Source organism: Paenibacillus sp. 2TAF8, assembly GCF_052114825.1.
Classification (GTDB): domain Bacteria; phylum Bacillota; class Bacilli; order Paenibacillales; family Paenibacillaceae; genus Paenibacillus.
The window spans coordinates 85,402-105,842 of the sequence record NZ_JBFRFN010000029.1 but is presented as its reverse complement, the minus strand read 5'-3'; the positions used below and the strand labels follow the sequence as shown (position 1 = coordinate 105,842).

The window sequence follows — 20,441 nt, the reverse complement described above, 5'->3', positions numbered from 1 at the left end:
TCTTAATCCCCTAAAAAAGGCTTATCCCCTCTGTATGAAAAAAAGCCAGTGTTCCAACCTCCTATGAAGAATGGCTTATTCACGCTAACATTAACTCTCCCATAGATACTCCAGATATTGACGTACAACATCCTTTCTCGTCCCGCCATGCGGATAAACGTGGTGAGTCAGATCCGGCAATGCGTTAACTTCCAGAATACCTCCCTGTGCAGCTGTAATAGGTACTCGAATGTCCTTACAACGGACATCTATACCTGCGACGTCAATCTGGAGCGATTGGGCTGCCTGTATCATCATGCGGGCATTCTCCGGGTGTATGTCATCCGTACAATCCCGGTAAAATTCACTAATCTTCCCGGCTGCCGAATTACGGAGGTCATACAGCTCAATCTCTTGGTTCACAAGAGGGATATCACTCCAACCAAAACCTTGCTTACGCAACGTATCCAGCAAACGTGTGTTATCAACATTTTTGAGATCAATCGCAGGAAAAGATTCATACATACCGATCTCCGTGTCTTCCATTCGGCTCTCGTTCAGCCTCTCAATAAGTTCACATATAGACGAACTACCATCGCCAGTCACATATACAGGACGATATTGGTTCACCGCCGCTACCTGATCATTGATAACCAGTACCCGGTAGTCGGTTCCAATGACATATTGCTGCAGCAGTATGCTACTTCCATATTGGGCTGCGAGGTCCATCGCTTTTTCCAATTCAGCAATGTTGCGTACATCCAGCGTAACCCCCTGACTGCTGCTGGAATCCAGCGGTTTGACTACGATGGAGCCATGCTGTTTTAGAAAAGTTTCTGCCTCTTCTCCCATGGCTGCCACAACGATATGCGACGGAACTGGCATCCCCTGCTCATGCAGGATCAGATTACACGCCTGTTTATTCTTGGCAAGTAGTCCAGCGATCAGCGGTAACCGATGGGTTCTCGTTTTGTTAATGATGATCTGCTTGTGCTCCATGGACAGTTTTAGAAAATCTTCACAACCCTCCACCAGCAACTCGCAACCGATGCCCATCTCTTTAGCTTTGTTTAGAATCAGCCGATTCTGTAAATTCTCAAAACCTTCTGGAAATACGGAACATTTGGAACGAAGTAAATTCATATCCGACCTTCCTATCGGTTGATTTTATTGATAATGATTATCAGTATCACACAAAATCTATTTTATGGTAATTACTCAATTGTTGTCAATATAAAACTTTTAAGGTAAAAATAGTTTTCTTCTCTGAAGGTAAGTTATTTTAGTTATCAACATAGAGGTCACTACAAGGCATAACAAACCGGGCAAGCTGTAGAATCTTCAAAAGCTCCTTCCGCTTGCCTGTTTTGTTATCCCCATGAAGATGGAAATGTAACTGAGGGGTGAATTAGAGGATTGATCACTTACTTTCTTTTACAAACAGGAGTCTAAAGCTACCTTTCATCAAGCGTCCATCAAGCATTCATTAAGCCAGTTGTGTATAACGTTGCTGTTCTCCGTTCAGCTTCCTGCCTCTTCCGTGCGGAATACAAGTCGGCGTACCGAATAACGGATCTACAGCAATATCACACTCCATCTGAAAGACGTTGCGCACGAGGTCGCGAGTGATAATATCCTCTGGTTTACCCTCTGCATAGATCGACTTGTTGTGCACCGCCACAATATGGTGTGCATAACGACACGCCAGATTCAGGTCGTGAAGCACCATCACGATTGTGCGTCCTTCCCGTTCATTTAATTCAAACAACAGATCCAGAATATCGATCTGATGTGTCATATCCAGATACGTCGTAGGCTCGTCGAGCAGCAATGTCTCCGTGCCTTGTGCCAGGGTCATGGCGATCCAGGCGCGTTGACGCTGACCACCAGATAGCGCATCAACAGAACGATCTGCAAGTTCTGTCAGATGTGTAGACGCAAGAGCCAGCTCGACCATACGTTCATCCTCACCTGACCACTGTTTGAGCCATGTCTGGTGAGGATATCGTCCTTGGCGAACTAGTTGATTTACGGTCAAACCCTCCGGTGCCGTTGGGCCTTGGGGCAAAATGGACATGCGTCTGGAGATTTCTTTAGTGGGCAACTTTGCAATCTCTTCCCCATCCAGCAACACGGTGCCTGAACTGGACTTCAGCAGTCTCGCCATCGTACGCAACAACGTCGATTTGCCGCAGCCATTACTGCCGATCAAGACGGTAATCTCTCCTTTGGGAATCGTCAGATTCAGGTTTTCAATGATCGGATCTGCTCCATAGGAGACGGTAAGCTGCTTGGCTTCCAGAATACTCACGGCGCTCTCCTCCTCAATAGTGGTTTCGATTCTTAAATAGTAGATACAGGAAAAACGGTGCACCAATGCCTGCGGTGAATACACCTGCCGGTACATCCAGTGGCAGGAACGCCGTTCGGGCAATGAGATCAGCTACACAGACCAGTAACGCACCAACGAATCCGGATACCAGCAACATGCTGCCGAACATTCGCCCTACCAGCTTTYGCGCAATATGTGGAGCGATCAGACCCACAAAGCCAATTGTGCCAGCTACAGAGACAGCAATCCCGGCAAGCAGCACACTGCATAATAGCAAGGCAGATCGATGCCACTGCACCTTAACACCAAGCCCTGTAGCAAGGTCATCTCCGAACTCCTGTGCATTCAGACTGCGGGCAAACCCCATGGCGAGTGGCACAACAATGACAATGACGGGGAGTATAGTTCGGATATCCGTCCATGTTGCCCCGTAAATGCTGCCTGTTAGCCAGATATAGGCCTGACTCGCCGTATAGAACGGGCTTAGAATCAACATAAAGGTAGTGCCAGCACCCGTTATAGCCGAGACGCCGATTCCAATCAGCACAAGCCGGATTGGACTGACTCCTTTTTTCCAAGCAAGAATATAAATGATGATTGCCGTTACCATCGCACCGATGACAGCGAAAAGTGGCAGCAGTTTGATGCTAACCGTTCCACCCAACAACGTTACAAACCCTACGGCAGCTACCGCAGCACCACCCGTTATGCCGATGACATCGGGTGAGGCAAGTGGATTACGGATAATGCCCTGTAACAGTGCACCCGACATCCCAAGTGCGGCTCCGACAAGCAGAGATAACAACACACGTGGAAGCCTAAGTGTCAGCACAACGAAATCATGCTCTCCTGCATTCAGTCCAAAGATCGTTCGAAGGACATCCAGTGGAGATATAAAGTCACTGCCTAAGCTTGTTCCGACTACCCCTGCTACCAGAAACAGAAGGACACATACGGCGATAACCATCATGGACTTGCGCTCGACTTGCATGGAGACGGTGTCTTTTTTGTTTCGATAGGTCAGCATCTTCTTCATATCTTTGTCACCCCCTTGCGGGCGATATAGATGAAGAATGGACCGCCGATCAGGGCCGTCATGACACCGAGCGGAAGTTCCTGCGGCATAATCACCAGCCTTGCTACGACATCGGCTGACACCAGCAGAATCGCCCCACCCACGAAGCAATAAGGGATGAGCCAGCGATAGTCATTGCCTACAAAAGCACGCATGATATGCGGTACAACGAGTCCGACCAAACCGATAGAACCAGCGACAGCGACAGAGCCGCCCGCCAGTAGCACCGTAACGACTCCCATCATTCCTTTGACCAGGAGCACGTTCTGACCCATACCTTTGGCAATGTCATCCCCTGTTAATAACAAATTGATCGCTCTCCCCATGAATAGCGATACCAGTGCAGCTGCCGCCATATAAGGTAGAACCGGATACAGCATCTCCAATGTTCGTCCACTTACCGAACCGGCAAGCCAGAACAATACATCCTGCAACCCTGTTCCATCCAAGACGAGAATCGCTTGGGTAAAGGAAGCAAACAAGGCCGAAATAGCGGTACCTGCTAGTACAATTTTGATTGGAGTCAGACCATCACGCCCAAGCGAACCCAAACCATATACAATCGCTGCCGAGATCGCCGCCCCGGCAAATCCAAACCACATCATCGTAGTCAAGGAAGATACGGATAGTACAACAACAGCAATAACAATAAAGAAAATCGCCCCCGCATTAATCCCGAACACACTTGGGGATGCCAGCGGATTACGTGTTAGTGCCTGCATCAGTCCACCTGCAACAGCCAGACTCGCACCTACAACAGCCGCAATAACCGTGCGTGGCAATCGTTCTGTCAGAAGCACCACATGTCCTACCGACGTTTCATCATATGAATGGTAAGCATCCCATAACATATGGAACGTAATAGGTGTGCGTCCCAGAATCATGCTGGCGGTTGCAGCAACCACCATAAGAATGAACAAACCAACTAACCCGTATATTTTCGCACTTGCCTTGGTAAAAAGGGGAAACATACGCTCACTCTCTCATCTGTAAATTGAAATAGGATCTGCCTGCCCATACACTTCGCTCACGAAAGTTCTGGTACACGGCAGATCCTGCTCTTATTATTTAGTCAAGTTGAACTGCTTGTATAGATCGTCCAGCATCATGTTGGCTGAGGTATATCCGCCTGCCATGTTCCAGGCCACTTCATCTACCTGAACCAACTGGTTGTTTTTTACAGCGTTTAGGTTTTTCCAGAGTGGACTGCTTGTCCAATCTTTGTAGTTTTTCTCAATTGCAGCTGTATCCGTGCCCGAGTTAAAGTTAAAGATCATGTCTGCATTCATATCTGGAATCGCTTCTTTGGATGTCAATTCAACACCCCATTTATCTGCATCATGCCCTGCCGGTCTTGTAAAACCAAGTTCTTTCAGAATTTTACCTGCATATCCCATGTAGAAAATACGGACTTGATCCGCTCTAAAGTTTGTGATGGTTGCTTCAATCGGCAGACGGTCACCCATCTTCTGTTTGAAATCCGCCACACGAGTCTCCCAATCAGAGAGCAGTTTAGTCGCTTCATCTGTTTTGTTCATGGCTTCCCCTGCAAGCTTCAACGTTTCTTTCCAATCGAACAGCGTTTCGGTCACGATCGTTGGTGCGATCTGGGACAACTGATCATAGATTTCTTCGTGCCTGATTTTGGTTGCAATAATGAGGTCCGGCTTCAGCTTGTTGATTTCTTCCAGATTGGGCTGGGGTTCTTGACCCACTTGAGGTACACCGTCCAAGTCTTTACGCAGATATTCATAAACGGGCTGCTGAACCCATGATTCAACGACACCCGCTGGTTTCACGCCAAGTGCTACTACAACATCATTCGCACCTTGGAACAGTGTCACGATTCGTTGCGGAGTTCCCGTGATTTTGGTTTCTCCCATGGCATGTTTGATCACCCGAGTCTCGTCTGTAGCTTTGACAGCTTTATCTCCTTCCGTGCCACCTTCAGCACTTTTACCGCTTGTTGCCGAGCTTGCTGTATTGGTTGTACCCGCACTTCCCCCTGAAGCACAGCCAGCCAGCAGCGAAATCATAAGAATAAGTGCTGCATAAATATATAACTTTTTGCTGAATCGAAACATGGAAACCGTCTCCCCTTTTTGTTCTAAATGATATTGAATCTCATTATCATTTGTATTGTAATGGAGTTGGGTGATTTAGACAAGCACTTATTCGGAAAAAATTTCACAATCCATATCCAACTTCATCTATCCTAGAAATACTGATGTATAAGCATATTTGAGGTAAACGCATATAATATAAATCGATATTATCAAACGGTTGTGTAACTGCTTATGTCAATTCCCCCTGCTTCTTCTGGGCTAACATTACTTGAACTACTCTTCTATTTCTTGATCAGACGATATTCAAATACATTCATATTTATTCAAAATAGATATATATTTATGAATATCGATCATACTCTGTACTTGCATAGTCACTGTCGACTCATTTAACTCATATTTTATTCCTAAATTATTCCTGTAAAAGAAACTCTTCTTATGTTAGATTATCCCTTGGAATAAAATCACATATATAAAGACAGGGGACAGGTATTATGAAAAAACATTGGATTCTATCGATCCTGATGAGTATGGTGTTGATCGGGGGCGTAGTTCTTCCAACGGGGCATTATGTTGCGGCGGCAGACAACTCCACTGTGATTTCGGATGAGGAAAACACGGAAGAGACAATCAACCAGGAAGAACAGGAGCTTACAGCAGATGATCAAGACTTCCTCGATTATTTGGAGGCTCTGGAAGCACCTAGTGTCTATGAACAGAAGGCTCTGAAAGTTCTAGGCGATACAACATATATTACGCCTTCCAATCGCAAATCTTTCTTTTTACAATTGAACAATATTGCTGTTCCAAACTACACGAAGTATGTTTCTATGTTGAAACAGATTAAGCCAGAGAATCCGGAACTAAAAAAAATTCATAACAAGTTAATCAAAGGCAGCTATACCCAACTGGAAGCAAGTATATTGTTCAAAAAAGCTGTTTCCAAAACTCAGATCAATAAAACTTTACTCAAACAGGGCAACGAAAAAGTTGCAGCGGGCTTGAAACTTATACTAGAGTACCAGGCTGAAATAAATACTTACGGTGAAACGCTTGGATTCGAGATGTAATCCTCCCTATACGAACATCAAAATTGATAATTAAGGAAAAAAAGTATTTTCTTTTGCAAAGATAATTCGTATAATAGCCGTATAATCAAAAGGCTATGCTGCCGAAAGGTACAACCTCGTGAACATTGGAGGTTGTGCCTTTTTTGCGTTTTCTACGGCGTTTTCCACGCAGTCCCTAGCCTTATCTTGCATTTAACCATGTGCCAAGGAGTGATTCACATGATTTTAGAAGCGATTTATCACCGTCCGAAACTGAACTGGTCTTACGCGTATAATCGTACAACCATGCATCTACGTCTGCGCTCCAAACGAGGCGATTTGGATGCCGTCATTGCCATTACAGGGGATAAATATGCCTGGGATCGGACGATCACGCATATTCCTATGCGGATTTTCGCCCGGGACGAAATGTTTGATTATTGGGAGGCCGAGACATCCCCGCCCTACCGCAGACTACGTTATGCCTTCCAGCTTATCCAAGGGGAAGATTCCGTGTGGATGACAGAGCGAGGATTTGAGCAGGCACTACCGGAGCATCCACTGGAAATGTTTGATTTTCCATTCATGAATCCGGTCGATATTTTTGAACCGCCTGCATGGGTTAAAGATGCTGTATTTTATCAAATTTTCCCCGAACGTTTTGCGAATGGTGACCCCTCTCTGACGCCAGCACATGCTGAACCTTGGGGTGGTACGCCTACACCTACCAATTTCTTTGGCGGAGACCTGCAAGGTGTGATGGATCATCTGGATCATCTTAGTAAACTCGGGATCACAGCCATCTATTTCTGTCCATTGTTCGAGGCCACGACCAACCATAAATACAATACCGCGGATTATTTGAAGGTTGATCCTCAATTCGGTACGAATGAACAATTGAGAATGCTAGTGGACGCATGTCATGCTCGTGGTATACGAGTCATTCTGGATGCTGTATTTAACCATTCGGGAAGGGAGTTCACTCCTTTTGTCGACGTAATGAAAAATGGCTCTAATTCTCCTTATGCAGACTGGTTCTACATCAAGGATTGGCCGCCACGGGTTGAAGATGGCATTCCAACCTACGAAACCTTTGCCTTCGAACCGCTTATGCCGAAGCTCAACACGGAGCACCCGGATGTCAAAGCCTATCTGCTTGAGGTTGCACGCTACTGGATCGAAGAGATGGATATTGACGGCTGGCGACTGGATGTTGCCAATGAGGTGGATCACCAGTTCTGGCGTGAGTTCCGGCAAACAGTCAAAGCCATCAAGCCTGATGCTTACCTGCTCGGTGAGATCTGGCATGATTCATTGATGTGGCTGCAAGGCGACCAGTTCGATGCAGTCATGAACTACCCTTTTACCAACTCCGTACTGGATTATGCGGTGCATGGCAAGCTGGATGGACTCGGATTCGCCAACGAAATTGGCAAACTGCTTGCTTCGTACTCCCAACCGGTTACCGAAGCCGCGTTTAATCTGCTGGGCAGCCACGATACTCCGAGGTTGTTGACGTTATGTGATGGGGATATGCGCAAAATGAAATTGGCTGTCACGTTGCTCTTCTCATATCCCGGTGCACCTTGCGTCTATTATGGAGATGAGATTGGACTAGACGGTGGATATGACCCGGGTTGCCGTAAATGTATGGAATGGGATGTGGGCAAACAGAACCGGGAGCTGCTTGAATTTTTCACCCGCACCATTGAGTTACGTAAGGAACATCCTGCTTTGCGTAGCGCGGAGTTAAAGATTATGTATGCCAAAGCCGGCGACCCGTGCCTTGCTATGGAACGTGTGGATTCGGAGACGGGAGAACGCATGTTACTGGTGATCAATGCCAGTGATGAGCCTCGTAAACTGGAGCTTGGGTGGGTAGATCATAACGTCTGGCGCGACTTGTTTACCTCTACTCCAGTGGAAGCAAGACAGAACAAGTTGACCCTGGATCTTGCTGCATACGGTTTCTCTTTGTTGCAATGTGAGGCGAAGCAGCCAGCGGAAGCCTAACCTGGTAAAAGGGCTTTTGCGATGTCTGTTATTATTCTTGCTGTGCACCTTAGGTGACAATAAACACCCCCGCCTCAGAAGAGACGGGGGTGTTCCGGATAGGTCAGCCGAAATTGCAAGCTGATCCAAAATGTATAGCCCGTAATTGGAATGAATCTGCAAATAGTTTAAATCGAGCGGGATACTTTTGTAAATATAAAAATAGAAATAAAATGCATATAAAAAAGTTATTTACATACAACCCAAATTTTCTTAAAATAGCGATGTAATCATAACTCGAGGGCTATGCTTTTAAACCCCAGCGGTTTAGGACAACCCCGGTAACTCCCCAAGGAGATACCGGGGTTGCCTGCGTTTACGCCTGGAAGGAGGAATCCAAACAATTCAGTGAATCAACCTGTACTATTGTAAGCGCTACAATTCAAAGTCCGTTGGTTGTTTATCAAAAACTACTACATTCACGAAGGGTGGATTACCATGTTTCAAATGGCCAAACGCGCATTCCTCAGCACCACACTGACCCTCGGCTTGCTTGCCGGCAGCGCCCTGCCGTTCTTGCCAGCTTCTGCTGTATACGCCGATCCGGACACCGCTGTAACCAACAAGCAGAGTTTCAGTACAGATGTGATCTACCAAGTGTTTACGGATCGCTTTTTGGACGGCAATCCCTCAAATAACCCTACCGGAGCCGCTTATGATGCCACATGCAGCAATTTGAAGCTCTACTGTGGTGGAGACTGGCAAGGGTTAATCAACAAAATCAACGATAACTATTTCAGTGATCTGGGTGTCACAGCGTTGTGGATCTCCCAGCCTGTCGAAAATATTTTTGCTACGATCAACTACAGTGGTGTCACCAATACAGCCTACCACGGCTACTGGGCTCGGGACTTCAAAAAGACCAATCCATACTTCGGCACGATGGCCGATTTCCAAAATCTAATTACGACGGCCCATGCCAAAGGCATCAAGATTGTCATTGACTTTGCACCGAACCACACCTCTCCAGCGATGGAAACGGACACCTCTTTTGCCGAAAATGGCAAACTGTACGATAACGGTACACTGGTAGGCGGTTATACCAATGATACCAACGGGTATTTCCATCACAATGGCGGCTCCGACTTCTCTTCCCTGGAGAACGGCATCTACAAAAACCTGTATGACCTAGCCGACTTCAACCACAATAATGCGACCATCGACAAATACTTCAAAGATGCGATCAAACTGTGGCTCGATATGGGCGTTGACGGCATTCGGGTGGATGCGGTGAAACATATGCCTCTCGGCTGGCAAAAGAGCTGGATGTCCTCCATCTACTCACACAAACCGGTATTCACTTTTGGTGAATGGTTCCTGGGATCGGCTGCTTCCGATGCAGATAACACAGAATTTTCCAACAAATCTGGTATGAGTCTGCTTGATTTCCGCTTTAACTCTGCTGTGCGTAATGTGTTCCGCGATAACACATCCAACATGTACGCACTCGATTCCATGATTAACAGTACCGCTACCGATTACAATCAAGTGGGCGATCAGGTGACGTTCATCGACAACCATGATATGGATCGTTTCAAAACAAACGCAGTTAACAATCGCCGCCTGGAGCAGGCTTTGGCCTTCACACTGACTTCACGTGGCGTACCTGCCATCTACTATGGTACCGAACAGTATCTAACCGGGAATGGCGATCCGGATAACCGGGCCAAAATGCCTTCGTTCTCCAAATCCACTACAGCATTTAACGTCATCAGCAAACTGGCTCCTCTGCGCAAATCCAATCCGGCCATTGCCTACGGTTCCACACAGCAGCGCTGGATTAACAATGATGTATATGTTTATGAGCGCAAATTCGGCAAGAGCGTAGCCGTTGTTGCTGTAAATCGCAATCTTTCCACATCAGCAAGCATTGCAGGGTTGAGCACTTCGCTGCCTACAGGTTCATACACGGATGTACTTGGCGGCGTGTTGAATGGAAACAATATCACATCCACGAACGGCAGCATTAACAACTTCACCCTTGCTGCGGGCGCAACGGCAGTATGGCAATACACAACAGCCGAAACGACACCTACCATCGGTCATGTTGGGCCGGTTATGGGGAAACCCGGTAATGTGGTGACAATCGATGGCCGTGGATTCGGCTCGACGAAAGGCACGGTCTACTTCGACACTACAGCCGTTACTGGAGCAGCGATCACATCGTGGGAAGATACACAGATTAAAGTAACCATCCCATCTGTTGCCGCTGGCAACTATACGGTCAAAGTCGCTGCAAATGGGGTAAACAGCAATGCATATGACAACTTCACCATCCTGACTGGCGATCAGGTTACGGTTCGCTTCGTCGTAAACAATGCTTCCACAACGCTTGGACAGAACCTCTATCTGACAGGCAACGTAGCCGAACTTGGCAACTGGAGCACCGGTTCCAATGCCATTGGACCAGCATTCAATCAGGTCATTCATCAATACCCAACCTGGTACTATGATGTCAGCGTACCGGCAGGCAAACAGCTGGAGTTCAAGTTTTTCAAGAAAAACGGATCAACGATTACATGGGAAAGCGGTTCGAACCATACATTCACCACACCGGCAAGCGGAACAGCCACCGTTACGGTAAACTGGCAGTAAAAGCTTCATAACATGGATACACAAACTAACCCGGAGTACGCAATCCAGCGTATATTCCGGGTTTTGCTATGTGCTACAGCCTCAGGCTCAGTGGAAGGGTTCATCCCCTTACAATACATTCCTCCTTTTCTTCATTAGAGGCCCTAACCCTGTAAGCACAAGCAGGCACTTCCGAAGCATTGCCAGTCAACAAAGACATGACGTTGCGGAAGTGCCTGCTTAAAACTACCGCATGTGCGGCTTATCTTGCGCATACTGCAAGTGGCTATGTTGTTGACAGCACGGAGTGACTATACTCTAATGATGCCACAAGTGATGTTAACCTTTCGATGCACCTGTCGTCAGGCCCTGCACGAGGAATCGCTGCAGGAATACAAACAGCAGGGTAATTGGAATAGCAATCAGTACGGCTCCCGCTGCAAACATCGTAAAGTTACTGTCCTGATACCGGTTTACGAGATCCCACATGCCTACGGCCAGCGTCCAGTTTTCCTTGGTACGCAGCACCAGCCGGGCAAAAATAAAATCCATCCATGCCCCCGTAAAGCTGGTTAAAGCGACGTATGTCAGCATTGGCTTGGATAATGGCAAAATGATGCTCGTGAACACACGCAGATGGCTTGCACCATCGATACGAGCTGCTTCATCCAGACTGCGCGGGATGGTGTCAAAGAAACCTTTGACGATAAATCCGCCCAGCACTGCTCCAGAGGAATAGACCAGAATAAGCGCAGCATGCGTGTCGAGCAGTTTGATTTGCAGCAAAATAATATAGATGGCAATCATGCTCATGAAGCTTGGGAACATGCCGAGAATGAGCATGGTGGACAGAATCGTTTTGCGCCCCCGAAAACGGAACCGGGACAACGCGTACATCCCTAGCGTCACCATTAATGTAGAGAAAATCATCGTGAAGAAGGCGATCTTCAGCGTATTCATATACCATCTGCCGTACATAAAGGACGGATTGTTAAACAACTCTCCATAATGAGAAAGAGTGAAGCTTTCCGGCCATAAGCGTTCACTGAACAATGCCGCGCCGGGACGCAGGGAAGACAGAAAAATCCATAAAACCGGATATACGGATACGACGGCAATAATCACTAAAAGCACGTAACTGAGCGTCAAACGAATTGGATTGTTGCGTTTCTTCATTGGATCATGTCCTCCTCCTTAAATGATTTGGAGCGGCGGAAATTCCAGATGGAGAAGGTAGCGACAATCAGGAAGATGATAATACCTACCGCAGAAGCCATATTGAATTTATTATTGTCGAGTGTGAGTTTGTAGAGCCAGGTCACCAGCAAATCCGTTGCCCCAGCATACTGATAGTCACCGCGAAGCGGATTACCATTCGTTAACAGGAAAATGACGTTGAAGTTGTTGAAGTTTCCGGCAAACTGCATAATCAGCACCGGTGTCGTGGCAAATAAAATGAACGGCATCGTAATAATCTTGAACTTCTGGAACGCAGAAGCGCCGTCTACTTCGGCTGCCTCATACAGATCACGCGGAATAGCGGTAAGCACACCCAAAATGAGCACCATGCTGACCGGAATACCAATCCACATGTTGACTACAATGACAGTAACTTTGGCCCAGAACGGGTCCGTCAGCCAAGGCAACCCTTCCAGTCCGAATGCCCGCATATACGTATTGATCGGTCCAAACTGACCGTTGAACAGGTTGCGCATCAGTAGCAGCGAGATAATCTGTGGAATGGCATAAGGCAAAATAAAAATGGTACGCCACAACTTTTTGAAGCGGATGCCTTTCTGTTCAATTAACAAAGCTACAAGCACCCCGCCGAAGTACGTCGTAACTGTTGCCAAGACAGCCCAGATGACTGTCCAGGTGAGCACCCCATAGAACGTCTGGCTCCAAGATTTGAGCTGGATCAGATCCGTAAATGTTTTGAACCCTACCCATTCCACCAGTTTGGCTGGTGGAATATGATCCGGTGCAGCATAGTTCGTAAACGCAATCGTAACAGTGAACAGAATCGGCATGATGGTAAAAAACAGAATACCGAGTGCCGGAATAGACAGGAACAGATACGGAAAATTTTTGTCCATCACATTACGTATCGTCGCCGCGGCTCCCAGCGTCGGTTTCCCCTGCTCTCTTGCAAGTCCGGTCATATACGCATCCCGGATGTTCAGGATATAAACAAGCACAAACACAAAAAAGACCAGCAGCACAATAATTCCGTCAAGCAGCAAAAAGATGGAATGGTCGCCCTTTTGAAGCACTGTTGAACCATTCACTTTCACAAAACGCTGTGTATTCTCCCCCAGTGTCCATATTCCCCATACCGCTTGGGACAGCCGAGGAAGCAGGTATGCAAGCCCTGCTCCCTCCAGTAGCAATAGAACAATGCCTTTAATCCATTGCCGATTGTATAACTGTCCGAGACCTTGCAGTATGATGGAGCATATGGCTGCTGTCATCCGGTGCTGCTTTTCCCTATTGGACTGGGCAGACACCGGGACATGCTGTTGTCGCATATGCTCTCTCCTCTCCGTTTGGTATCATTCATCGTTCATTCGTGTCATCGCTGTTTCGTCGCTGTTTCGTCATTATTGTGTGGTTGCCAGGCTCTCCTTGATCTGTTTCACAGCATTGTCGAGTGAGGCTTTCACATCCTTGCCGCTATCCCAAATGTCGGTAATGGCTGACGAAATCGGTCCCCATACACTGTCCATGGCTGGAAGGGAAGGCATCGGTGTCGAGTTATTGAATTGTTCAAGGAAGGCTTTGTTGATCGGATCTTCCTGTACTTTCGCGTCAGCCGCCACATTTTTGTTCGCTGGAAGCGTACCGTTCATCTCAAAGTTCTCCATCTGGGCTTCTTCGTTCGAGAGGAATGCGGCCAGCAGCTTGGAAGCATTAGGATACTGGGTAAATGCATTGACGTAATAGGCTTTCACTCCCGAGAAGGAAGTCATTGGCTTGCCATCAATAGCTGGAAGAGGAGCAACTCCAAAATCAATTCCCGCGTTGCGATAGTCGGCAATGGTCCAAGGTCCGTTAATATCCATGGCCAGCTTGCCGCTTGAGAACAGCCCTTTTTTGATATCGTAGTTCACATCGCCCATCTTGAGCGGAAGTACTTCAGCCTTTAGCTTTTGGAGGAACTCTCCCCCTTTCTGCGCTCCTTCATTGTTCAAACCGAGGTCACTGCTATCCATCCCGTTGTCCCCAAAGATATATCCACCCTGAGAGGCTAGGAAGGCGTAGTTATAATAGAATTGTTGTAATTCCCACATCAGCGCATACTGATTGGATTTGGTATTGTTAAACGTTTTGGCAAAATCGATAATTTCATCAAAGTTTTTCGGTGCTTCGGGGTACAAGGCTTTGTTGTAAAAGAGGGCATACGTTTCGACGCTGTACGGATATCCGTACAAAATGTCTTTGAACGTCACCGCTTTCAGCGCATTCTCGCTGATATTGGCTGTAGTTTCAGCTTCGAAGATATCATTAGGCAAAATAAGTCCTGCTTCCGAGGCACTGCCAATCTTGTCATGCGGGAACACAACGACATCCGCGGCAAGCCCGGCAGGGCCATCCGTCGTTAACTTGGTTACCTGATCCGTTGGCGGCAGTTCCTCCATTTTGACCGTGACGCCATATTTCTCTTCGAATTTTTTGACTCGCTGCTCAATAAAGCTGCTCTGGTTTTTATCCTCCCAGATCACCAGTGTTGCGCCCTCCTCCGGCTGGAGATTCTCTGCAGTAAGCTGAACCGTCTCCTCCGGATTATCACTTGGTGTTGCAGGAGAAGAACTGCCACCACCTCCAGTAGAGCATGCAGCCAGTGTAAAAGCCATTCCGATGGACAGAACTGTGCCTTGCCATTTTTTCATGTGAAATGTCCCCTTTCCCTCTGTGTAGTTCAAGAATATTTTGCGCTTTTCACCCTTTAAACGCCGTAGATTGTCAGGATTGTGTTCCATATGAACCGTTGTACAAACGTTTGCCCAAAATGAAATACATTGTCGCTGATGTATCCGATATGTAGGGGGAAACAAGTTAAAAGTATGTAATTCTAATGATGTAAGCGCTTATAATATACATCACATCATACAATATCAAACTTTCTTTGTACAAACGTTTGCACAAGCTGTATTTCTTCAAATTTAACCATATCCTGAATTTTGTTCACAGTAATTTCCTGTTTCCTTGACCTAACTCATTCTTCCTTTATTTTGCTCCAGTTGCATTCTGGATTAACGTGTTAACAATTGATTTCTGGTACCCTTTGCATTACCATAGGAGAATGTTGAAATGATTGAATCAGAAGGGGTTTTTTACATGATTACGATCAAGGATATTGCCAAATTGGCGGGTGTTTCCCCTTCTACAGTGTCACGGGTGATTTCAGGCCATCCCAGAATAAGTACGGAAACATCTCTTAAAGTTAAACAAATTATGAAAGAGCTTAACTATCATCCCAATATGATGGCTAAAAGCCTTGTATCCAAAACAACGCAGACGCTTGGAATTATGCTACCGCGTCCTGCGGAGGAGCTTTTTCAAAATTATTTCTTTGGAGAGTTATTGCGCGGCATTATTACCTACGCGACTCGTAACAACTATGAATTACTGCTGTCCACCGAGACATCCTCCGATGATGAATTACAGGCCATTTCCCGTCTCGTGCATGGTCGCAGGGTCGACGGCATTCTGTTGCTCGGTTCCAAGAGGGACGATCCCATCATCTCTTTTCTCGAAGAGGAAAAATTCCCGTTTGTGCTGATTGGTCGGAGTGAGACTCATCCGAATGCACCTATGGTCGACAACGATAATGTTCAGACCGCATATGATGCAACACAGCATCTTATTGCGCAGGGACACACACGCATCGGCTTTGTGAGCGGCCCGCCGGATATTACGTTATCGCATGATCGCATGCGTGGGTATCGGAAAGCTCTTGAGGAATCCGGGTTAACGGCAACTAACGACTGGATCGTGGAGGGTGAATTCCTGCAGGAAAGCGGCTTCCGGGCGATGTCCCTTTTTATGTCGCTGCCCGACAGGCCTACCGCCATTGTAGTTATCGATGACAATGTCGCTTTTGGTGTGTTAAGAGCACTCGCGGAGCTTGGATATCGAGTGCCCGAGGATATCAGTGTAGTAAGTTTTAACAATATCGCATTGTCCGAACTCGCTTCGCCTCCGCTCAGTTCCATTGATATTGGAACCTATCAGCTCGGGTATACCGCAGTTCAGGTTCTACTCAAAATTCTTGGCAACGAGCCTCTCGCTCAGAACCCGGTTATTATCCCGCACCGCCTGATTGTACGTGAGTCCTCCCTATATATGAAGGCAAAGCCCTTCCTGAGTTAAGCGCTCTACCTCATCTTTTGTGAAGTGCAAACGTTTGTCCTTTCTTTAATTTAGGGCAAAACATATGCAGAACACAGGATGTCAAAAAAGCCGCATTTCTGCGGCTTCTCCTTTGCTTTCTATGACTTACATTTCTGTTTTCACTTTATTTTCTTCACTTTCTTTTCCTATCCTTGTTAAGCGGCAGAACTATTTTCTGCTCCAAGGCACGATCTGCCAACAAAATTAATACGAACTCCAGCCTGCGTCAGCCGTAATGACGGTGCCATTTACAAAACTGGACTCGTCCGATCCAAGGAACAAAGCCACTTTGGCAATCTCCTCGCTCGTTCCTACCCGTGGGTTGATAGCCATCCCCTGTTGCTGTCGTCCTGCACCGAATGGGTTAATACCTGTCATGGATGCACCGATGTTGGTTGCAACAGCTCCTGGTGCAATAGCATTACAGCGAATGCCTTGCTCGGCATACATGTATCCTGTATTTTTGGTAAAGCCCACCACAGCGTGTTTGGATGCCGTATATGCGGCTCCTGCCCGTCCACCGTGCAAACCACCTGCTGAAGCAATATTGACAATAACACCTTGCTGTTTCTCCAGGAAAATTGGCAGTACTTTGCGTGTGGTACGCATCACACTTGTTGTGTTCACCGCAAAAACCTTTTCCCACCGCTCATCGCTAATATCCGCAGCCGGCTCCATCCCATCCATAATCCCCGCATTGTTGACCAGAATGTCTACTGTACCGTATTTACTCACCGTTTGATCAATAAGTTGCTGGACATCTTCCTCTTTCGCTACATTAGCCAGAAGAACGAAGGCTTCTCCACCGTTTGACTGAATCTCTTGAACAACAGCTTGAGCAGCTTCCTCGTTGATATCGGAAACAACGACTTTGGCTCCTTCTTGTGCATACAATGTCGCAATGGCTTTCCCCATTCCCGATCCTGCACCTGTGACAATGGCCACTTTATTTTGAAGTTTCATTTGTTTATGCCTCCTTTGATGTATTCGCTTACATAAAGATAACAAACAAATGTTTATTATCTCTTATCCTTAGTATAATAAGTCATAGCTTTTCGATACAATCAGTAAAAACCTGTCGAAATGTACGTTAAACAACAGGCTCTCACCTGTTTGTACGTTATCTTTTATAAATATCATCAGGGAGGAATCACAATGCCCGAAACATCAGACGCGATGGATCGAAGAATCCGCAAATCAAAAGTTGCCCTGAAGGAAGCCCTCCTTCACTTGATGCAGAAACGTAATTTCAAGGAAATCTCCATCTCGGATATTGTGCAGCAAGCTGACCTGAATCGGGGAACCTTTTACAGACATTATCAATACAAGGAAGACCTGTTCAACGAAATCCTGCATGATGTGACTCAGGATCTGGTGTCCTCATTCCGCAAGCCGTACGAGGGGATGGAAGAATTCCAGGTGGCGCAGATGCCCTCTTCCGCCATTATGATCTTTGAACATGTGCATCAGCACGCCCAATTCTACACTCTCGTTGTGCAATCGGAAGCTTCATCCAGCTTTCAGCGTATGATCTGTGATGTGCTACGGGATCTGTCTTTGCAGGATCTGACTCATACTTTCCCGCCCCATATTAACCCGGAACTACTCGCAAGTTATCAGTCTCACGCCATATTTGGCATGATTATGGAGTGGATTAGACAGGATTTCAAACACAGTCCTACGTACATGGCGGAAGAGTTATTTAAAATTATTCATTACACGCCCGCACAACGCTTAAAAACTGAATAATTTCTCAAAATATGGGTATAATATCATAGTTATTATTCAATTATTTACACATTGTCTAGTGAATTCAAATTTGAAGCAGGAGGAATGAAGATGAAATCTTTCAAGTATCGTCTTGAGCAAAAGGAACCCCGGACCGGGCCCGGCGGCATCACTCGCGGAGCCTCGGTTCATGACTTCCCCGCATCCATCGGTATTGCGGGAGTATCCATGCGCCTTGAGCCAGGCGGCATGCGCGAACTTCACTGGCATGCGAATGCGGCCGAGTGGGCATATGTGATTAGCGGTTCCTGCCGCACAACCGTTATTCATCCGGACGGACATTCGTATACCGATACCTTTGAACCCGGAGATGTATGGTATTTCCCGCGTGGATATGGTCATTCCATTCAGGGTCTCGGACCAGACGAGTGCCACTTCATTTTGATTTTTGATAATGGGGATTTCTCGGAGGATCATACGTTCAGTATTACCGACTTTCTGACTCAGACGCCAGACGCTATTGTTGCCCAGAACCTTGATATCTCCCTCGAGCAAGCAGCCAAGCTCAATCAGGGAGAAGCCTATTTTGCCAAAGGACCGGTACCCGATGACAGCTCCTCCTCAGCAACTTATCGCCGTAATTCTGAGCTGACCACCCCACACCGTTATCCGTTACATGCCAAACAGCCGCGGCGGGCCCCAGGCGGCGGTACGCAACGTACGGTAACCGTGGAAGACTTTCCGATCTCCACCACGATGGCGGGTTCTCTGATCGAGCTTCAACCGGGCGCTCTACGGGAACTGCACTGGCATCCCAATGCGGATGAGTGGCAGTATTACATTAGTGGCAGCGCAGAGATGACGGTATTTCTTGCCGAAGGTCAGGCTGTAACCGAGCAGTTTGAAGCTGGAGACGTTGGTTATGCTCCAATGGGTGCGGGCCATTACATCAAAAATACGGGTGATGATGTCTGCCGTGTACTCATTGGATTCAACAGTGGACATTATGAAGCCATTGATCTTAGTGAATGGATCGCAGGCAATCCGGTAGACGTACTCTCCACAAATCTGGGCATTTCCCGTGAGGAAGCTGAACAGCTCCCTGACGATACGTTGTTTATTGCACCCGATCAGAACAAGGGAAAATAACAAAGAAGGCTATAAGTAAGTATTGCAAGGTTCATTCCCGGAGATTAGCTCAGTTAAGGGAATGACAACTTTAACTTAAACTTAAGAAAGATTAAGCGAACCCGATGGTTACCTGAAAATGGAGGACAAATGCCTATGCATTCCGTACATGGCTCGTCTTCCCCGAAAGTTAACAACGAGAGTATCGGACACACGATAGAACGTTTGGAGCCGGGATTTTCCCGGCTTTTGTTATCTTCCGTTCTTGTACTGCTTGCCGGTTTCATCGATTCCATTGGATATTTGGGGCTGGGTAAAGTGTATTTATCCTTCATGAGCGGCAACAGCACCAAGCTGGGCATCGCTCTTTTTGAGGCAGATTATGCGTTATGGGCAACGACAGGGACTGTCGTTCTTTTATTTATTGCAGGGGCGTTTGTCGGCACTTTCATTACAGAGTCATGGGGAAAATGGCATCTCACCCTTATTTTGAGCGTGGAGTGTGTATTGTTTATTTTCGCAATCATGTTGTCGCTCCTGTTCCACACGCAATATATTATATTCCCGATCGCCATGGCGATGGGCATGCAAAATACAATGCACCAGATGGTTGCCCATGCAGATGTAGGCAAAGGCTTTGTTTCGGGTACGCTTTTTGGTATCGGTCAGGCCTTGGCCAAAGCTGTACGCGGCAAAGCTCCGGCGTCCGAGTGGGCCGTACTGGCACTGTCCTGGTTTATTTTTGTCATTGGCGCGGCACTGGGCGCCTTGATACTTGCCTATGGCGGTCTGTTCCTATCCCTCCTCCTTGCAGCTCTGTTGTTTCTTGTCCTAGTTATCCCCTACGTAGTCTATATGCAGCGTACAAAAAACGGTTGACCCCGAATCTGCGGGTCAACCGTTTTTCACCTTTAGTTCTAGGAAACCCCACTCGGCTTCATGTATACTATAGAGGAAGTATTAGCCATTACTATAACAAACTTCCTAGTAATCTAGGCTCTGTCCATTGGTTGGCAGGAGTTACCGTGTGACATGACGTACAGAAATAGGATAAAAGGAGGTGA

The 20,441-nt window shown here is 46.9% G+C and carries 16 protein-coding genes; 7 read left to right on the top strand and 9 right to left on the bottom strand.

Annotated elements, in window-relative coordinates; genetic code table 11:
• Window positions 1-90: 90 nt before the first annotated feature.
• From AB4Z30_RS27005 to AB4Z30_RS26985, 5 genes are all read right to left on the bottom strand, one after another.
• Window positions 91-1,122: a hypothetical protein gene (locus tag AB4Z30_RS27005; protein WP_441930561.1), complete on the bottom strand. Its 1,032-nt coding sequence runs from the start codon at window positions 1,120-1,122 to the stop codon at window positions 91-93.
• Window positions 1,123-1,465: 343 nt separating this feature from the next.
• Window positions 1,466-2,290 (bottom strand): ABC transporter ATP-binding protein, encoded by an 825-nt coding sequence (locus AB4Z30_RS27000; RefSeq protein ID WP_441930559.1) that lies wholly within the window; start codon window positions 2,288-2,290, stop codon window positions 1,466-1,468.
• 13 nt (window positions 2,291-2,303) lie between these two features.
• On the bottom strand, window positions 2,304-3,347 hold the full coding sequence (locus tag AB4Z30_RS26995; protein ID WP_441930557.1) for a FecCD family ABC transporter permease: 1,044 nt from the start codon (window positions 3,345-3,347) through the stop codon (window positions 2,304-2,306).
• Entirely contained in the window at window positions 3,344-4,357 is a 1,014-nt protein-coding gene (locus AB4Z30_RS26990; RefSeq protein WP_441930555.1) for a FecCD family ABC transporter permease, read from the bottom strand. Before AB4Z30_RS26990 ends, AB4Z30_RS26995 begins: the two co-directional genes overlap by 4 nt.
• A gap of 93 nt (window positions 4,358-4,450) precedes the next feature.
• Window positions 4,451-5,470 carry an ABC transporter substrate-binding protein gene (locus AB4Z30_RS26985; protein WP_441930553.1) on the bottom strand — a complete coding sequence of 340 codons (1,020 nt, stop codon included), beginning with the start codon at window positions 5,468-5,470 and terminating at the stop codon, window positions 4,451-4,453.
• 476 nt (window positions 5,471-5,946) lie between these two features.
• On the opposite strand from AB4Z30_RS26985, the gene AB4Z30_RS26980 reads away from it, so the two are divergent.
• The 3 genes from AB4Z30_RS26980 to AB4Z30_RS26970 all read left to right on the top strand — a co-directional run bounded on the left by AB4Z30_RS26980 (window position 5,947) and on the right by AB4Z30_RS26970 (window position 11,148).
• Window positions 5,947-6,522, top strand: coding sequence for a hypothetical protein (locus AB4Z30_RS26980; RefSeq protein WP_441930551.1), 576 nt, complete (start codon window positions 5,947-5,949; stop codon window positions 6,520-6,522).
• 219 nt (window positions 6,523-6,741) lie between these two features.
• On the top strand, window positions 6,742-8,514 hold the full coding sequence (locus AB4Z30_RS26975) for an alpha-glycosidase (RefSeq protein ID WP_441930549.1): 1,773 nt from the start codon (window positions 6,742-6,744) through the stop codon (window positions 8,512-8,514).
• Between the two features lie 477 nt (window positions 8,515-8,991).
• Window positions 8,992-11,148 carry an alpha-amylase family glycosyl hydrolase gene (locus tag AB4Z30_RS26970; RefSeq protein ID WP_441930547.1) on the top strand — a complete coding sequence of 719 codons (2,157 nt, stop codon included), beginning with the start codon at window positions 8,992-8,994 and terminating at the stop codon, window positions 11,146-11,148.
• A 318-nt stretch (window positions 11,149-11,466) separates the two neighbouring features.
• Here the strand turns inward: AB4Z30_RS26970 and AB4Z30_RS26965 are convergent, their stop codons facing one another.
• The 3 genes from AB4Z30_RS26965 to AB4Z30_RS26955 all read right to left on the bottom strand — a co-directional run bounded on the left by AB4Z30_RS26965 (window position 11,467) and on the right by AB4Z30_RS26955 (window position 15,017).
• Window positions 11,467-12,303, bottom strand: coding sequence for a sugar ABC transporter permease (locus AB4Z30_RS26965; protein WP_221789281.1), 837 nt, complete (start codon window positions 12,301-12,303; stop codon window positions 11,467-11,469).
• The gene (locus AB4Z30_RS26960; RefSeq protein ID WP_441930545.1) at window positions 12,300-13,655 is read right to left on the bottom strand and encodes a carbohydrate ABC transporter permease; all 1,356 of its coding nucleotides are present in this window, start codon (window positions 13,653-13,655) and stop codon (window positions 12,300-12,302) included. The genes AB4Z30_RS26965 and AB4Z30_RS26960 overlap by 4 nt, the downstream gene beginning before the upstream one ends.
• Before the next feature lie 72 nt (window positions 13,656-13,727).
• Window positions 13,728-15,017 (bottom strand): sugar ABC transporter substrate-binding protein, encoded by a 1,290-nt coding sequence (locus tag AB4Z30_RS26955; protein WP_441930543.1) that lies wholly within the window; start codon window positions 15,015-15,017, stop codon window positions 13,728-13,730.
• 448 nt (window positions 15,018-15,465) lie between these two features.
• Here AB4Z30_RS26955 and AB4Z30_RS26950 point away from each other — a divergent pair, with 448 nt between their 5' ends.
• The gene (locus AB4Z30_RS26950; protein WP_441930594.1) at window positions 15,466-16,500 is read left to right on the top strand and encodes a LacI family DNA-binding transcriptional regulator; all 1,035 of its coding nucleotides are present in this window, start codon (window positions 15,466-15,468) and stop codon (window positions 16,498-16,500) included.
• 225 nt (window positions 16,501-16,725) lie between these two features.
• Here the strand turns inward: AB4Z30_RS26950 and AB4Z30_RS26945 are convergent, their stop codons facing one another.
• Entirely contained in the window at window positions 16,726-17,484 is a 759-nt protein-coding gene (locus AB4Z30_RS26945) for an SDR family oxidoreductase (RefSeq protein WP_441930541.1), read from the bottom strand.
• Window positions 17,485-17,676: 192 nt separating this feature from the next.
• Between AB4Z30_RS26945 and AB4Z30_RS26940 the strand changes: the two genes are divergently transcribed.
• The 3 genes from AB4Z30_RS26940 to AB4Z30_RS26930 all read left to right on the top strand — a co-directional run bounded on the left by AB4Z30_RS26940 (window position 17,677) and on the right by AB4Z30_RS26930 (window position 20,256).
• Window positions 17,677-18,270, top strand: a complete 594-nt coding sequence (locus AB4Z30_RS26940) for a TetR/AcrR family transcriptional regulator (RefSeq protein WP_441930539.1) — start codon at window positions 17,677-17,679, stop codon at window positions 18,268-18,270.
• 90 nt (window positions 18,271-18,360) lie between these two features.
• Window positions 18,361-19,398 (top strand): cupin domain-containing protein, encoded by a 1,038-nt coding sequence (locus tag AB4Z30_RS26935; RefSeq protein WP_441930537.1) that lies wholly within the window; start codon window positions 18,361-18,363, stop codon window positions 19,396-19,398.
• Window positions 19,399-19,533: 135 nt separating this feature from the next.
• Window positions 19,534-20,256 carry a YoaK family protein gene (locus tag AB4Z30_RS26930; RefSeq protein WP_441930535.1) on the top strand — a complete coding sequence of 241 codons (723 nt, stop codon included), beginning with the start codon at window positions 19,534-19,536 and terminating at the stop codon, window positions 20,254-20,256.
• Window positions 20,257-20,441 lie beyond the last annotated feature (185 nt).

Coding starts and splice junctions, on each gene's coding strand:
- AB4Z30_RS27005 (WP_441930561.1), bottom strand. CDS start 1,122: ATGAATTTACTTCGTTCCAAATGTTCCGTATTTCCAGAAGGTTTTGAG.
- AB4Z30_RS26990 (WP_441930555.1), bottom strand. CDS start 4,357: ATGTTTCCCCTTTTTACCAAGGCAAGTGCGAAAATATACGGGTTAGTT.
- AB4Z30_RS26985 (WP_441930553.1), bottom strand. CDS start 5,470: ATGTTTCGATTCAGCAAAAAGTTATATATTTATGCAGCACTTATTCTT.
- AB4Z30_RS26980 (WP_441930551.1), top strand. CDS start 5,947: ATGAAAAAACATTGGATTCTATCGATCCTGATGAGTATGGTGTTGATC.
- AB4Z30_RS26975 (WP_441930549.1), top strand. CDS start 6,742: ATGATTTTAGAAGCGATTTATCACCGTCCGAAACTGAACTGGTCTTAC.
- AB4Z30_RS26970 (WP_441930547.1), top strand. CDS start 8,992: ATGTTTCAAATGGCCAAACGCGCATTCCTCAGCACCACACTGACCCTC.
- AB4Z30_RS26965 (WP_221789281.1), bottom strand. CDS start 12,303: ATGAAGAAACGCAACAATCCAATTCGTTTGACGCTCAGTTACGTGCTT.
- AB4Z30_RS26960 (WP_441930545.1), bottom strand. CDS start 13,655: ATGCGACAACAGCATGTCCCGGTGTCTGCCCAGTCCAATAGGGAAAAG.
- AB4Z30_RS26955 (WP_441930543.1), bottom strand. CDS start 15,017: ATGAAAAAATGGCAAGGCACAGTTCTGTCCATCGGAATGGCTTTTACA.
- AB4Z30_RS26950 (WP_441930594.1), top strand. CDS start 15,466: ATGATTACGATCAAGGATATTGCCAAATTGGCGGGTGTTTCCCCTTCT.
- AB4Z30_RS26945 (WP_441930541.1), bottom strand. CDS start 17,484: ATGAAACTTCAAAATAAAGTGGCCATTGTCACAGGTGCAGGATCGGGA.
- AB4Z30_RS26940 (WP_441930539.1), top strand. CDS start 17,677: ATGCCCGAAACATCAGACGCGATGGATCGAAGAATCCGCAAATCAAAA.
- AB4Z30_RS26935 (WP_441930537.1), top strand. CDS start 18,361: ATGAAATCTTTCAAGTATCGTCTTGAGCAAAAGGAACCCCGGACCGGG.
- AB4Z30_RS26930 (WP_441930535.1), top strand. CDS start 19,534: ATGCATTCCGTACATGGCTCGTCTTCCCCGAAAGTTAACAACGAGAGT.